The 14,882-nt window shown below is 42.0% G+C and carries 11 protein-coding genes; 1 reads left to right on the top strand and 10 read right to left on the bottom strand.

From position 1 onward, the window contains the following. Nucleotides 1-250 precede the first annotated feature (250 nt). From uvrA to Q4D72_RS10855, 10 genes are all read right to left on the bottom strand, one after another. Complete coding sequence (gene uvrA / locus Q4D72_RS10900) at nt 251-3,016, bottom strand: excinuclease ABC subunit UvrA (protein WP_303075594.1); 2,766 nt, start codon at nt 3,014-3,016, stop codon at nt 251-253. Between the two features lie 549 nt (nt 3,017-3,565). Continuing rightward, nucleotides 3,566-4,768 carry a quinol:cytochrome C oxidoreductase gene (locus Q4D72_RS10895; RefSeq protein WP_303075595.1) on the bottom strand — a complete coding sequence of 401 codons (1,203 nt, stop codon included), beginning with the start codon at nt 4,766-4,768 and terminating at the stop codon, nt 3,566-3,568. Nucleotides 4,769-4,793: 25 nt separating this feature from the next. Continuing rightward, nucleotides 4,794-5,369, bottom strand: a complete 576-nt coding sequence (locus Q4D72_RS10890; RefSeq protein ID WP_303075596.1) for a cytochrome c — start codon at nt 5,367-5,369, stop codon at nt 4,794-4,796. 5 nt (nt 5,370-5,374) lie between these two features. Then, nucleotides 5,375-5,899 carry a DUF3341 domain-containing protein gene (locus Q4D72_RS10885; RefSeq protein WP_303075597.1) on the bottom strand — a complete coding sequence of 175 codons (525 nt, stop codon included), beginning with the start codon at nt 5,897-5,899 and terminating at the stop codon, nt 5,375-5,377. Nucleotides 5,900-5,901: 2 nt separating this feature from the next. Next, nucleotides 5,902-7,302, bottom strand: coding sequence for an NrfD/PsrC family molybdoenzyme membrane anchor subunit (nrfD, locus tag Q4D72_RS10880; RefSeq protein WP_303075598.1), 1,401 nt, complete (start codon nt 7,300-7,302; stop codon nt 5,902-5,904). A 66-nt stretch (nt 7,303-7,368) separates the two neighbouring features. Further along, entirely contained in the window at nt 7,369-7,797 is a 429-nt protein-coding gene (locus Q4D72_RS10875; RefSeq protein ID WP_303075599.1) for a SlyB protein, read from the bottom strand. An 11-nt stretch (nt 7,798-7,808) separates the two neighbouring features. Then, on the bottom strand, nt 7,809-10,880 hold the full coding sequence (locus Q4D72_RS10870; protein ID WP_303075600.1) for a TAT-variant-translocated molybdopterin oxidoreductase: 3,072 nt from the start codon (nt 10,878-10,880) through the stop codon (nt 7,809-7,811). 46 nt (nt 10,881-10,926) lie between these two features. After that, nucleotides 10,927-12,225 carry a c-type cytochrome gene (locus Q4D72_RS10865; protein WP_303075601.1) on the bottom strand — a complete coding sequence of 433 codons (1,299 nt, stop codon included), beginning with the start codon at nt 12,223-12,225 and terminating at the stop codon, nt 10,927-10,929. 275 nt (nt 12,226-12,500) lie between these two features. After that, nucleotides 12,501-13,094: a peroxiredoxin-like family protein gene (locus tag Q4D72_RS10860; protein WP_303075602.1), complete on the bottom strand. Its 594-nt coding sequence runs from the start codon at nt 13,092-13,094 to the stop codon at nt 12,501-12,503. A gap of 387 nt (nt 13,095-13,481) precedes the next feature. Further along, nucleotides 13,482-14,009, bottom strand: coding sequence for an NADPH-dependent FMN reductase (locus Q4D72_RS10855; protein WP_303075603.1), 528 nt, complete (start codon nt 14,007-14,009; stop codon nt 13,482-13,484). 106 nt (nt 14,010-14,115) lie between these two features. Here Q4D72_RS10855 and ybeY point away from each other — a divergent pair, with 106 nt between their 5' ends. Next, nucleotides 14,116-14,532 carry an rRNA maturation RNase YbeY gene (gene ybeY / locus Q4D72_RS10850; protein WP_303075604.1) on the top strand — a complete coding sequence of 139 codons (417 nt, stop codon included), beginning with the start codon at nt 14,116-14,118 and terminating at the stop codon, nt 14,530-14,532. Nucleotides 14,533-14,882: the final 350 nt, after the last annotated feature.

Below are 14,882 nucleotides of genomic sequence, written 5' to 3'. Positions count from 1 at the left end.
CCTTTTCTTTCTTCGATAAAAAACCTTCGATAAACTTGCATCAAGACATCGTTGACCAAAAAAGAATCGCAGCTTAAATCGAACTGACGTTATTTAATAAACCAACAGTACAGATTTTCAAAATCTGTACTGTTTTTTCGTTTCTAAAAATTTATGTTTTTAATCATTTGTAAACCGAAATGTCTGCTGCTGAATAAGTGCCTATAAATTATAGACGTGCATTTTTTCTTTTCCGCACGTGCGTTTTTTCTCACGGAAACAACACTTTTTTCAAATACGCACCCGTGTAACTTGCTGAATTTCGGGCTACTTCTTCGGGGGTGCCTTGTGCGATGAGTTGCCCGCCTTTGTCGCCGCCGTCTTGCCCCAAGTCAAGCACATAATCGGCGGACTTTATCATCTCCAAATTGTGCTCGATGACGATAATCGAATGCCCTTTCGCTATAAGTGCCTGAAACGAAGCGAGTAACTTGCCAATATCGTGAAAATGCAAGCCCGTAGTAGGCTCGTCAAAAATGAACAAGACCTTCTCTTTGCTTTCCGACTTCGCCAAAAACGAAGCCAGCTTGATGCGCTGCGCCTCCCCACCCGAAAGCGTTGATGAAGATTGCCCCAGCGTTACGTAGCCCAGTCCCACATCTTGCAGCGGTTTTAGTTTTGTGCTGATTTTCTGTTGCTTATGCTTGTCAAAAAACGCAATGGCATCGTCAATAGTGGTGTTTAACAAATCGGAAATGGACTTCCCTTCAAAGGTTACTTCCAGCACTTCCTTCTTGAAACGCTGTCCGTGGCAAGCCTCACAAAGCAAGTGCACGTCCGCCATAAACTGCATTTCAATGGTAACCTCGCCTTCGCCTTTGCACACCTCGCAACGCCCGCCGTCCACGTTAAACGAAAAGTGTTTTGGCTGAAAGTTACGCAACTTCGCCAATTTTTGTGCGGCATAAAGGTTGCGAATGTCGTCATACGCCTTAATATACGTTATCGGATTGGAACGCGAGGACTTGCCAATCGGGTTCTGATCTACAAACTCCACCGACTGAATGTGCTTGTACTTGCCTTCGAGCTTCGAGAACTGCCCTGCTTTTTCGGTGTTCATATCCAGCTCTTTAAGCATCGCCGGATATAAAATCTGTTTGATGAGCGTTGATTTGCCACTGCCCGAAACGCCCGTTACCACCGTGAGCATATCCAGCGGAAGTGTAACGTCGATGTTTTTCAGATTGTTTTCCCGACAGCCCAAAAGCGTGATATAATGCGGCGAAGTACGTCGTTCCTTTGGAAGGTCGATGTGCATTCGTCCGCTGAGGTACTTGCCCGTGAGCGAATCCGCTTTCAGAATTTCGGCATACGTGCCTTGTGCCACCACTTCCCCGCCGTGCGTTCCGGCTTCGGGACCAATATCGATTATGTAATCAGCGGCTTTCATAATGTCTTCATCGTGCTCCACCACAATCACGGTATTGCCCAAATCACGTAATGATTTGAGTACGCCGATGAGTTTTTCGGTATCTTTCGGGTGCAGACCGATGCTGGGTTCGTCCAAAATGTACATTGAGCCTACCAAACTGCTGCCCAGTGAAGTTGCCAAGTTGATACGCTGGCTTTCTCCGCCCGAAAGCGTGTTTGATTTTCGGTTGAGTGTCAGGTAGTTCAACCCGACATCTGACAGGAACTGCAAGCGATTTTCGATTTCCAACAACAAACGGCGGGCGATGTTTCGCTCATAGTCCGAAAGCGTTAATTCCTTAAAGAAACTTTGTAATTCTTCTATGGAAATATCCACCAAATCAGAAATGCTCCTTCCGTTAATCTTCACATAGTCAGCTTCTTTTCGTAGGCGTTTGCCGTCGCATTCGTTGCATCGGGTCTTCCCGCGGTAACGTGCCAACAGAACGCGATTCTGTATTTTGTAATTTTTTTCTTCCAGTTCCTTGAAAAAATCCGTCAGTCCGGTGAAAAATTTGTTGCCGTCCCAAACTAATTTTTTTTGCGCCTTGGTGAGTTCAAACCACGGTTTATGAATGGGGAAGTCGAACTTGTAAGCGTTCAAAACCAACTGGTCGCGATACCAACCCATCGTTTCGCCCCGCCACGGATAGATACAATTATCGTAAACGGAAAGGGCTGTGTTCGGGACGATTAGCTCCTCATCCAGCCCGATGGTATCGCCGTAACCGTCGCATTTCGGGCAAGCTCCATACGGATTGTTAAAGCTGAACAGATGCACGTTCGGCTCTGAAAATTCAATGCCGTCCAACTCAAATTTATTGCTGAACGTGAGTTGTTTACGGGTTTCTACTTCCTCAATAATGCACTCGCCTTTGCCTTCAAAAAAAGCCGTATCCACCGCATCAGCCAACCGATGGCTAAAATCGTCGTTGTGTTGTACGATAATTCGGTCGATAACTAACAGAAAATCAGAATCGATACTGCTTAAATCGGCTTCATCAATACGGATAATTGCTCCCTTATGCTGAATGCGTACATAGCCCTGTTGCAACAGCAGTTGAAGCACTTGGGGCGTTTTTCTGCCTTCGGCAATGTGAACGGGCGACAAGAGCAGCAACTTGGTACGCTCCGGATAGCTCAAAACGGCATCAACCACATCGGTAACCGAATGTTTTTTTACTTCCTTTCCGGAAACGGGCGAGTACGTTTTGCCGATGCGGGCAAAGAGCAATTTCAGGTAATCATATATTTCGGTGGACGTCCCGACCGTAGAACGCGGGTTAGACGTATTAACCTTTTGCTCAATGGCGATGGCGGGAGCGATGCCCACAATGTTGTCCACTTTCGGTTTGTCAAGCCTGCCCAAAAACTGGCGTGCGTACGAGGAGAGGCTTTCCACGTAACGGCGTTGCCCTTCGGCATAGAGCGTATCGAATGCCAAACTGGACTTGCCCGAACCCGATAAACCCGTAATAACCACCAACTTATTACGCGGAATGCCAACGGTAATGTCTTTTAAATTGTGGAGCTTTGCTCCTTTGATGAGTATTTCTGTGGTTTTCATTTTTTTAGCGATGGAAATTATAAAATAAGACAAGAAGCTAAAAAACGATGCGAATCTGAGTCGTTTCTTACCCAAACGCATTCAAAATTACCTGCTTGCTTCTCTGCTTGCAAAGATAGTAAAAAGGAAGTTATAAATACGGCTTCCGAGTATATTTATCCACACGGAAGGCAGTTTTCTTAAAAGAAATATTTTCTGATTTTTTAAACTTATGTAGATTATAAAACTATCTTTTAGCCGAAAATTTTCGCACGTGCGGATAAAAATTGCAGTACGTACGTTTGTAAATTTCTTGACGTGCGAAAAAAAATTTCTTGACGTCAAGAAATAAATTTCCTTACGTCAGGAAAATTTCACGGAGACGTACGTTTTTGTTATGCCGCACGTCAGAAAATTTTTCTGGAAGCGTATTTTTCAAAAAATAGGGATGTTGAGCTGTGTAAAAACGCACGTGTCCCAAAAAAATAATAGACGAGGAGCAAACAAAAAAATACGGCTCGAAAGCCGTATTTTAGTATCAACAATTTTTATATATAATTTAGAAGCAAATTAATAATGGAAGTGCTTACTTTCTTCAATAAGCGGATTCCCTTTTGCCAGTAGCGGTGCTTTGGTAAGGGCGGTAAATACCACAAAGATGAAAAGCCCCAAGAAGAAAAGTACCGCCGAAATTTCGGTAATGCCAAAGCTCCATTGGTCGCCAACCGTAGCCGGCATAATCATCACGTAAAAGTCAATATAATGCCCGATTAAAATCACGATACCTGCTGCAAAAACCAACCAGCTGATACGTTTGTAGTCAGTGTTGATAAGCACAAGCAACGGGAAAATAAAGTTTAAAAGCAACATTCCGAAGAACAATTCTTTATAATCTCTAATACGGGCTACGTAGTAAACAGTTTCTTCTGAAATATTTGAGTACCAAATCAATAAGAATTGCGAAAACCACAAATACGTCCAGAAGATTGAAATACCGAACATAAACTTCGCCAAATCGTGTAAGTGACTGTCATTGACGTATTCCAAATAGCCTCTGCTTTTCAAATAGATAGTTGTTAGCGCGATAACGGTTATCCCCGAAACGAAGAAACTCGCAAAAACATACCAACCGAATAGCGTACTGAACCAGTGCGGATCAAGGCTCATAATCCAGTCCCAAGCCATCATTGACTCTGATACTAAGAAAAATACCAAAAAGCCCGCTGCCCATTTGAAGTTCTTCACAAACGGACGATGGTCGGTGGCGGTATCCTCAGCAATGGATAAGCGTCTGGAAACATAGCGGTAAATTACCCAACCGAGCATAAAAAAGGCTGCACGTGCCAAGAAAAACGGAACGTTCAAATAACCTTGTTTGCCTTGTAGTAACGCATCATTGGCTACTACTTTTTCGTCCATCCACACAAAAAGGTGATTGATGTGCATACCTGAAAGCACGAGTAACACGAAAACAATCAACACGCCGGGAAGCAAATAAGCCGTAATGCCTTCCATCACTCGGAACAAAACGGGCGACCAACCCGCTTGTGCCGCACGGTTGATGGCATAAAACGCCAATACGCCCAACGAAATGAGCATAAAGAAAAGCGCTGCCACGTACACCGCTGCCCAAGGTTTGTTGTGCAACATATGCAAAATGTGTTCATTTTCAGCTGTATGTGGAACCGTTGAAAAGCCTACTATAATTCCGATAATTCCTACAATCATAAGAATTATGGCACTGAGTTTTAATTTATTTGAAAATGTGTACATAATCTAAAATCTTTCTTTTGGGAAATTATTTTACCAAGTCATCACGTAGCTTTTCAACATACAAAGCCACTTGCCAACGTTCTTTTTCGTTAATTTGAGAGGCGTACGAGCCCATTGCATTGAGCCCGTAATAAATCACGTGATACGTACCGCCTTGGGTAATCACACGGTTTTTGTCGGCATAACTGGGAACGCCCGCAAATTTGCCTCTTTCCACCAAAATCCCCTTACCGTCGCCTTTTGCGCCGTGGCAAACTGCACAGTAGATGTCGTATAATGCCTTTCCGTTATCCAAATGCGATGTGATGTTAAGAGAATCAGCCAACAACGGATTTTTTGATTCTTCTTTGGCGAGAAGCAATCCTGCCGGCGTATCAGGGTAGTTATAGGGTTGCCAGCCTCTTTTGATAGTTCCTTCCACAGGCAATTGTGCTTCCATATTCCCTTTAAAAACCCCGTTATCAACCTCTTGATAGGTTTCATATCCTGCACTTTCGTACATATTCGGCATAAACTGATAGTTCGGTTTTTCTTTGTTAAAGCACGATGTGGCAAGCAATGACACACTGCTAAGTAAAGCTATTTTAACTATATTTTTCATACCTCTTATTTTTCTGCTATTTTAACTTCAACAGCTCCTGTTTCTTTCAAAAGAGTTGTTACTTCTCCTACATTGCTTTCGGTTACAGCCAATTCCATCAAAAAGTGGTCATCGGTTGTTCTTACATCAGGGTTTTCGGCTTGTTTGAAAGGCCACAGTTTGCTTCGCATATAAAACGTAATTACCATTAAGTGAGCCGCAAAAAAGACGGTCATCTCAAACATTACCGGCACAAATGACGGCATATTTTGCAGGAAGGTCATACTGGGTTTCCCACCGATATCTTGTGGCCAATCTTCAATCATTATATAATTGACCATCAGCGTGGCAATGGTAAGCCCGATACAGCCGTAAATGAAAGCTGCGATGGCAATACGTGTCGGTTTCAGCCCCATTGCTTTATCCAATCCGTGAACGGGGAATGGCGTATAAATCTCCGAAATCTGATGATTTTTTGCCCGCACCTTTTTAACGGCAGCCATTAAAACATCATCATCGTTATATAATGCGTGTATTACTTTCTGATTCATAATTAATGGTGATGATTAGGGTTATTATCTCTTAATTTTTTGTATTTCTCTCCGGAAGATTTCAAGATTGACTTCACTTCGGCTTGTGCAATTACCGGGAAGGTACGTGCGTACAACAAGAACAACACGAAGAAGAAACCAATAGTTCCGATATAAATTCCGATATCGACAAACGTAGGCGAGAACATCGTCCAAGAAGAAGGCAAATAGTCTCTGTGTAATGAAGTTACGATAATCACAAAACGCTCAAACCACATTCCCACGTTTACCACCAATGAAATGATGAATGAGAACATAATGCTTCGTCTGAGTTTTTTGAACCACATAAATTGCGGCGAGAACACGTTGCAGGTCATCATCATCCAGTATGCCCAAGCGTAAGGTCCAGTAGCACGATTTAAAAACGCATATTGCTCATACTCAACGCCTGAATACCAAGCCACGAAAAGTTCCGTAATGTAGGCACACCCCACGATTGACCCCGTAATCATAATCACGATGTTCATCAATTCAATATGTTGAATGGTGATATAATCCTCAAAATTACACACTTTTCGCATTATAATCAAAAGCGTGTTTACCATCGCAAAGCCCGAGAAAATCGCACCTGCCACGAAGTACGGCGGGAAGATGGTAGTATGCCAACCCGGAATTACGGAGGTAGCAAAGTCAAACGATACGATGGTGTGTACCGAAAGTACCAAAGGCGTTGCCAAACCTGCCAAAACAAGCGATACTTCCTCAAAGCGTTGCCAGTCTTTGGCTCTTCCGCTCCAGCCGAAACTCACCAAGCTGTATATTTTCTTTTGGAAAGGCTTCACGGCACGGTCACGAAGCATTGCAAAGTCGGGCAAAAGTCCTGTCCACCAGAATACTAACGACACCGAAAGATAGGTTGAAATAGCGAACACGTCCCAAAGAAGTGGCGAGTTAAAGTTCACCCAAAGCGAGCCGAATTGGTTCGGAATAGGCATTACCCAGTAACCCAACCAAGGTCGTCCCATATGGATAAGCGGGAACAAACCAGCTTGCACTACCGAGAAAATCGTCATAGCCTCTGCCGAACGGTTAATTGCCATTCTCCATTTTTGGCGGAACAATAAAAGTACTGCCGAAATAAGCGTTCCGGCGTGACCGATACCAACCCACCAAACGAAGTTGGTGATATCCCAAGCCCAACCAACTGTTTTATTTAATCCCCACGTACCAATACCTACTGACACGGTGTAAATCATACTTCCTAATCCCCAAAGGAAAGCCACCAATGAAATGGAAAACACGATCCACCACATTTTGTTTGCTTTACCTTCCACAGGGCGTGCAATATCAACGGTAACATCGTGATAGCTTTTATCGCCCGTTACTAAGGGTTTTCGTATAGGTGCTTCGTAATGCGATGCCATATTTGTTATTAACTATTTAAAAATTAAACTTTTATTTCTCAATTATCAAGTTTTTCTATAAAAGTACTACTTTCCTTGATTATCAACGAACTCTACTTTTTTATTGAGTCCGTCAATTTTATGTTGAACTTTTTCAATTTTTCGCTCAATCTTCTGCATTTTCTTGTTGCTTTTTGCCAAACTTCGGTTCGCTTTTTCGGCTTTTTTTAAAGCCTTTTGCGCTTGTTTGGCATCTTTGGCAGAAGATATCCCTGCATCGGCAGAAGAAAAACTGGCTGTTTTTTTATCTGCTTTGCTATTGGCTTGCTCCACGTCTGATTTTAAACTTTCATTGGCAATTCGCTCTTTTTCAAGTTCTATTTTCAGATTGGTAAGCTCGGTGTTCAACTTCAAAATTTGCTCTCGGGCTTCTAAACGCTGTAATTCGGGCGATTTTGTCCCTGAACAAGAAGCCAAAAACAATACGAAAAGTAATACAAATGAAACTCTTTTCATCTTAACGGATTTTAAACATCTTCGGTGTTTCTTACTTTCACTTGATACACCACATTAGGGCGGGTTCCAATATGTTCAAGCAAGTGATAAGCGCGGTCATCGGCTACCAACTTAGCGATTTCACTGTTTTTCTCATTGATATCACCGAACACCATCGCTCCTGTTCCACAAGCAGCCGAACAAGCACAAGCATTGTTGAACTCACCTTCACGAACCGCACGACCTTCATTTTTAGCCTTTAAGATTACCGCCTGAGTCTGCTGAATACAGAACGAACATTTTTCCATTACCCCACGTGAACGAACCACTACGTCAGGATTTAGTACCATTCGTCCCAAATCGTCATTCATATGGAAGTCAAACTCGTCATTTCCGTTGTATAAGAACCAGTTGAAACGACGCACTTTGTATGGACAGTTATTGGCACAGTAACGCGTACCAACGCAACGGTTGTATGCCATATGGTTCTGCCCCTGACGTCCGTGTGAGGTTGCCGCAACCGGACAAACCGTTTCACAAGGAGCGTTGTTACAATGCTGACACATAACAGGTTGGAAAGCCACTTGCGGATTTTCTGAAGCGATTTCCATTTCGCCATAAGTTGAAAGTGCTGCACTCAATCCTTTAATACCCTCTTTGGTTTGTAAATCACCCGCAAAAGTATCGTCAGATGAGTAGTAACGGTCAATACGCAACCAGTGCATATCGCGCGAACGACGCACTTCCTCCTTGCCCACAACCGGAACGTTATTCTCTGCGTGACAAGCGATTACGCAAGCTCCGCAACCCGTACAAGCATTCAAATCAATTGACAAATTAAAATGATGCCCCATTGTACGATCAAACGATTCCCAAAGTGAAATACTGCTGGCTTTCACTTCTTTGTGGTCTAACGAAACTACCGGTTTTTTATTCCATTCCTCAGCCGATTTTGCATTAAAATCAGCCAAAGTAGTTTCTTTCAGAATATCACCACGACCCATTAAAGTGTTATGTAACTGAACACAAGCAAATTCGTGCGTTCCGCCAGCATTTTGGATTTTTACGTTTTGAACGTTTTTGAAATCGTGATACAACTTGTAGGCATTCACCCCAACTTGCATCTCTTTTTTCATTCCTTCTACTTTTCCGTAACCGAAAGCCAAACCTAACGAACCTTTGGCTTGCCCCGGCTGGATAAGCACAGGAGCCTTAATAGTTACACCATTGGCTGTAATTTCGGCATAATTCCCATCCAAAGCGCCCGTTGCTACGTGCCAGTTTTTGATTCCCAATTCTTTGGCATCAGCAGCTGACATTGTAACGTAATTATCCCAAGTAGTTCGGGTGATAGGGTCAGGAAGTTCCTGCAACCAAGGGTTGTTGGCTTGCTGTCCGTCTCCGATTCCCGTTTTAGTGTAAAGTGTTAATTCAAAACCATTTGAAGACAATTTTGAAAGATTTGCCAACGGCTCGGCTACTGAAATTTCATTCACCATAGGCGCTTCCCGTTCCACCGAAGCAATGAAAACACCATCATGAAGTGCCTTATCCCATTTGGCTCCACCGAGAATGGTTGCATTCCAGTTCTCTTTGATAAAATCGTAATAGGTTTTATCTGAACCTGACCATTTTAACAGCGCATCTTGAAGTTGGCGCGTATCAAATAGCGGACGAATAGTCGGCTGGGTCAGTGCATAATAATCTTGTTTGAATTCCACATCACCCCACGACTCCAAATAATGTGGCGCAGCGGCGATATAATGCGTTTTGATTGCCGTTTCATCGGCTTTCATTGAGAAAGAAACCGATAATTCCACTTTTTCCAAAGCAGTTGCAAATTCAGAAGCATTTGGCAATGTATATAGCGGATTTAGGTTGTTGATAATCAACACGCCTACGTTGCCACTATTCATATCGGCGATGAGTTTTTTAAGCTCGGACGTATTTCCTTTTCGCACCTTAATCGGAGTAAATGGCTTAAACGCCTCACTTTGTAGTTTTTGGTTGATTTCCAATGCCAAAAGTTGTGCGTTTTCGTCTTGAATTCCCGTAACTACTACCGCTTTTGTTCCTGCTTTTTTCACGGTTTGAACCGCTTTTTTAAGTGCAGCGTCCGCTTTTTCAGGTAATTCACCACCAACCGAAGTTCCGGTTAGGTATCCATAGAATTTTGCCAAAGCTACTTTTTGTTGTGATGGCGTAAGCGGCACACGCGTATCGGCATTGGCTCCAGTCAAAGTCATATTCGCTTCAAATTGAATATGTTTTGACATTTTTCCGTTTTTCGGAATACGTTTTTGTGCATACGCTCCCTCAAAACCGCCACCTTGCCAATCGGCAATAAAATCAGCTCCGAATGAAACGATTACGTCGGCTTGGGCAAAGTCATAATCAGCCATTGCACGCACGCCATATTTTTTTTCAAAGGCATTCAGGGTTGCTTCCTCTGAAATGGCATCATATTCCACCAATTTCAAAGTAGGATATTTTTCCTTTAATCCTTCAATTAATTTATAGGTTGAAGGGCTTGCCAAAGTGTGGCTCAATACCACGATTTGCTTCCCTGTTTGGGTTGCTTTTTCTAAATTTTTGATTACTTGTGCGTCCAAATCAGCCCACGAAACGGAAGTACCGCCCTTAGCCATCGGATTTTTAACACGCAAGCTGTCATATAAACTCAGTACAGAAGCCATAACCCTTGCGTTTGCTTCACAATTAGCTTTGGCTTCGCGATTATGTTCTATAAAAATCGGACGACCCTCACGCGTTTTTACCAATACGCTGGCAAAATCAAATCCGTCAGCGATGGTAGTTGCGTAATAATCAGCCACTCCGGGACGAATCTGTTCAGGAAGCACCACATACGGAACCGCCTTATGTACAGGTCCTTCACAGGCTGCCAAAGTAGCTGCCGCCGTAGTAAAACCTATATATTTTAAGAAATCACGTCGTGAGGTTGACGAGGCTTCAAGCGTAGCCTTATCCCCTAAGAACTCATCAACGGGAATTTCTTCCACAAACTCATTCTGTTTCAGTGTATCTAAGACTGAATTTTCATTAAGTTCTTCAACACTTTTCCAGTATTTTTTGTTTGATGCCATAGTTTAGTTATATCTGAAATTTAACTCTTTTAATAATAATTGAAAATTAGTAGTGACATTTACCACATTCCAAACCACCAAGTTGTGCAATGGTAAGTTTCTCTACGTTTAGCTTTTTAGCCAATTCGGCGTGAACTTCTTTGTAGTTTTGGTAGTACCCGTTATCCACGTTCACTTCTGTTTGGCGGTGGCAATCCACACACCAGCCCATCGTGAGTGGTGCGTGCTGATGCACGATTTCCATTTCTTCTACTTTTCCGTGACATTGCTGACATTCAAGCCCAGCCACTGTTACGTGTTGTGAGTGATTGAAGTAAGCAAAATCGGGTAAGTTGTGAATACGAACCCAACGAACCGGTTTCGTTTCCCCTGTGTATTTGAAAGTCTTTTCGTCCCAACCCACAGCCTCGTATAATTTCTTAATTTCATTGGTGTAGAACTCACGCGTGTAGCCGTTCGCCACATCTTGAACTCCTTTGTACTCTGAAATGGTTTCGTGGCAGTTCATACAAACGTTCAACGACGGAATTCCGGCGGTTTTTGAAACGCGAGCCGCCGAGTGACAGAGTTTACAGTCAATTTGATTGTCACCTGCGTGAATTTTATGTGAGAAGTGAATCGGCTGAATCGGCTCATAGCCTTGGTTCACGTCAATTTGCATCAGGTAACCAAAAATGGCATACGTTGAACCGAAAAGCAACACTGAAACGGCTGTCAGCACCAAGAAAGGATTTTCAACAAAAGCCTTGGTTAAAAGCCCTTCTTTGCGTTTGGCAAATTCTTCTGCCGTGATACCGCCACTGGCAACAATGCGCGAAGCATTGCCCAGCAAGAACATCACCACAAACAAAGCAATCAGCAACACAACCACACCTATTATAGTAGTAACATAGGTTACCGACCGCTCCTTGGCAACTTCCGGATTCTCTAAAATTACAGGTACTTCCTCCTCGGCGGGTTCCTCTTGCACCGCCGGCGGATTAGCCGTGTACGCCAAGATGTCTTCTATATCCTGATGTGAAAGAATCCCCTCATAGGGTGCCATCGGAACTTGATTAAATTCCTCAAAAATAGCTTTTGCATCGGCATCACCCGAAGCGATTAATGCTGCACTGTTATTGATCCATTTATGAAGCCACTCGTTTTCTCTGCGCTCAGTAACGCCGCCCAAAGCAGGTCCAACGGCACGCTTATCCAACTGGTGACAAGCCATACAGTTGGTTTTGAACAACGTTTCACCCTTAACCGGATCACCTTGCGCAAATGTTGGAGATGAAAACAGCGCCAACAACAAATAACCAAAAAAACTGACAATTAATGAATTATGGTTTTTAACCTTTTTCATATTAAAATATATTATTTAATATTTTCTTGTTGAATTTACTCTGAAAAACTCACTTTTTCAAGCACAAAAGTATGACATATTGCATCAATTGCAAAAAACTTGTTTCGTTTTGGTGTAATTTATATAAATTCTAAATAAATAACCTTTTGTAACTTGTTTTGAACGCATAACAACCACTTTAAAATTTGGTTGTATTTTGAATGAAACATTTTACGATTACAATGTTTTTACAGAAATTTAACATTAATATGGCATTGTTACAATAAACAAACGCCTTATTGCCGAATTTCTTTCAAAGCTTGAAGCACTTCATCGGGGTTGGCGCGCTTTTTATAATCAGGATGAACAAAAGCATATCGAATAACCCCATTTTTATCAAGCACATACGTTGCCGGAACGGGTAATTCCGATGAGTCTGTGCCGTTGCGGCTGCTTAAATGCAATGCCTGCTCGTAGCGCTGTGCGGTTTGGTCGTCCAATTTAAAAACAATGCCGTATTGCCTTGCCACATCGTTGTTTAGATCGGTAAGCACCTCAAATTCAAGCTTGTTTTTCTCTTGGGTGGACAAACTATGGTCGGGTAATTCGGGCGTGAGTGCCACTAACGTAGCGTTCAACGCTTTGAATTCAGGTAACTTTTCTTGCAGCTGACCCAAAGCCACATTGCAGTACGGACACCAACCACCGCGATACCAAGTCATTACAACGTTTCCTTTCTCTAAAAGTGAATACAACCGAACCCTTTTGCCTTGCGCATTCTTTAAGGTGAAATCCGGTGCTTTATCGCCCACTTGCAAGGCTTTTGAAACATCTTGCGCCTGAATCGTTAAGGCGAAAGCAGTGCATACAACTAAAAATAAATTTCTCATTTTCATTATAATATAAGATTAAAAATTACGGAATAAATAAAATGGTATTGTTTTGTGTTTTTGTTAATTTTTTTGGCAAAGTTACTTCATTTTTTTATCTTTTAGTAATAAAAAGGCGATATTATTTATAAATATTGCTAAATCTATCTGTTTGAAGATATAAAAAATTGCCACGAATAGTATTTTTAGGCTGTGAGCCAAGAAAAACAGCTTTCTTTTTTGGTTAAAAATAGCTAAAAATAATGCGTCCGTTTAACTTTTTAACATCCTGTAAATCTTGATGCAATTAAAAATCCCGTTCGTTTTCTTGATTAAAATGAGAATCATCATAATCAGGAAAGCGAACAGGACTTATATGTTTCCTAAGCGATTAATTGTCTTACTTTTTTATAAAACTGCCTTTACTTTTTCAACTTCAACGGCAAATTCTTTGGCTAACTTGGCATTGGTAATCCCTTCCGTTTCAGAGAAGTTGTCATTGAAAGCAGGTAATGAAAAGGTTGTGATGACTTCCCCGCCGTGAAAAGGAAAGCGCGCAGCGGCAATGTCCAAGACCGATTGCCCTCCTCGGGCTCCGGGTGATGTCGCCAGCAAGAAGAGTTTCTTTCCGGCAAAACACTTCATATTCACGCGCGTTACCCAATCAAACGTATTTTTAAACGCCGCCGTGTACGCCCCGTTATGCTCGGCAAGTGAGATGATTATCAAATCAGCCGTTTGGAATTTATGAAGCAATTCCGTTGCCTTTTCAGGTAACCCGATTTCGTTTTCAACATCTACCGAATACAGCGGAAACTGATAGTCGCGCAGGTCTAAAATTTCAATATCCCCGTCAAATTGCTTGGCTGCAAATTGAGCCAGCTTTTGGTTTATGGATGTCGTGCAAGTGCTTGCGCCGAATGCTATTATTTTCATATTTCTTTTTTGGGCAAATGTATTATTTTATTTTATAATCTGAAAATTTATTTGCAATAATGCGTTTTTTTGCTACTTTTGCAAGGCATCTAACAGCACGAATTTTATGATTACATTTAATTACGAAACCGATTTTGCCTTGCCCCAGCCCGAAACTGATTTTCAAAGGTGGATTGACGCCATTATCGATTCTGAAAATAAAATTTTAGGCGAAATCAACTACATTTTTTGCAATGATGACTACCTGTTTGAAATCAACAAGACCTATCTTGACCACGACACCCTCACGGACATCATCACCTTTGACTATACCGAGGGTAATACGCTTTCAAGCGATATTTTCATCTCGGTGGAGCGCGTGGCTGACAATGCAAGCGACTTCAACGTCCCCTTTACAACCGAACTTCTGCGCGTAATGGCACACGGCATCCTTCATTTGTGTGGCTACAAAGACAAAACCGAAGCCGACAGCCAATTGATGCGTGCCAAAGAAGATGAAAAAATAGCGCTCTTCAAAGCGTAATCAATGCTTTTCCGTAAAAATAATACATTCATTACCACGAATTTACTAAAAAATAGTGAGTACATCACCTTTGGCAAAGTTGAAAACTTTGCCAAAGTTTTTTTTGTATCATTCATCAACACGAATTTATTAAAAAGAATAAAAAAGTAGTAATTCGCCTTCACGAATCTACTAAAAAATAGTGAGTACATCACCTTTGTCAAAGTTGAAAACTTTGACAAAGGTTTTTTTACATCATTCATCAACACGAATTTATCAAAAAGAATAAAAAAGTAGTAATTCGCTGTCACGAATTTACTAAAAAATAGTGAGTACATCACCTTTGTCAAAGTTGAAAACTTTGACAAAGG

The sequence above is a fragment of the Capnocytophaga sp. genome (assembly GCF_030532915.1).
In the GTDB taxonomy this organism is placed as follows: Bacteria; Bacteroidota; Bacteroidia; order Flavobacteriales; family Flavobacteriaceae; genus Capnocytophaga.
The sequence above is the reverse complement of the archived record's forward strand: the minus strand, read 5'-3'. Positions and strand labels throughout refer to the sequence as shown.

Excerpts from the sequence above, each read along its gene's own strand:
- uvrA (WP_303075594.1), bottom strand. The coding sequence starts at position 3,016 with ATGAAAACCACAGAAATACTCATCAAAGGAGCAAAGCTCCACAATTTA.
- Q4D72_RS10895 (WP_303075595.1), bottom strand. The coding sequence starts at position 4,768 with ATGTACACATTTTCAAATAAATTAAAACTCAGTGCCATAATTCTTATG.
- Q4D72_RS10890 (WP_303075596.1), bottom strand. The coding sequence starts at position 5,369 with ATGAAAAATATAGTTAAAATAGCTTTACTTAGCAGTGTGTCATTGCTT.
- Q4D72_RS10885 (WP_303075597.1), bottom strand. The coding sequence starts at position 5,899 with ATGAATCAGAAAGTAATACACGCATTATATAACGATGATGATGTTTTA.
- nrfD (WP_303075598.1), bottom strand. The coding sequence starts at position 7,302 with ATGGCATCGCATTACGAAGCACCTATACGAAAACCCTTAGTAACGGGC.
- Q4D72_RS10875 (WP_303075599.1), bottom strand. The coding sequence starts at position 7,797 with ATGAAAAGAGTTTCATTTGTATTACTTTTCGTATTGTTTTTGGCTTCT.
- Q4D72_RS10870 (WP_303075600.1), bottom strand. The coding sequence starts at position 10,880 with ATGGCATCAAACAAAAAATACTGGAAAAGTGTTGAAGAACTTAATGAA.
- Q4D72_RS10865 (WP_303075601.1), bottom strand. The coding sequence starts at position 12,225 with ATGAAAAAGGTTAAAAACCATAATTCATTAATTGTCAGTTTTTTTGGT.
- Q4D72_RS10860 (WP_303075602.1), bottom strand. The coding sequence starts at position 13,094 with ATGAGAAATTTATTTTTAGTTGTATGCACTGCTTTCGCCTTAACGATT.
- Q4D72_RS10855 (WP_303075603.1), bottom strand. The coding sequence starts at position 14,009 with ATGAAAATAATAGCATTCGGCGCAAGCACTTGCACGACATCCATAAAC.
- ybeY (WP_303075604.1), top strand. The coding sequence starts at position 14,116 with ATGATTACATTTAATTACGAAACCGATTTTGCCTTGCCCCAGCCCGAA.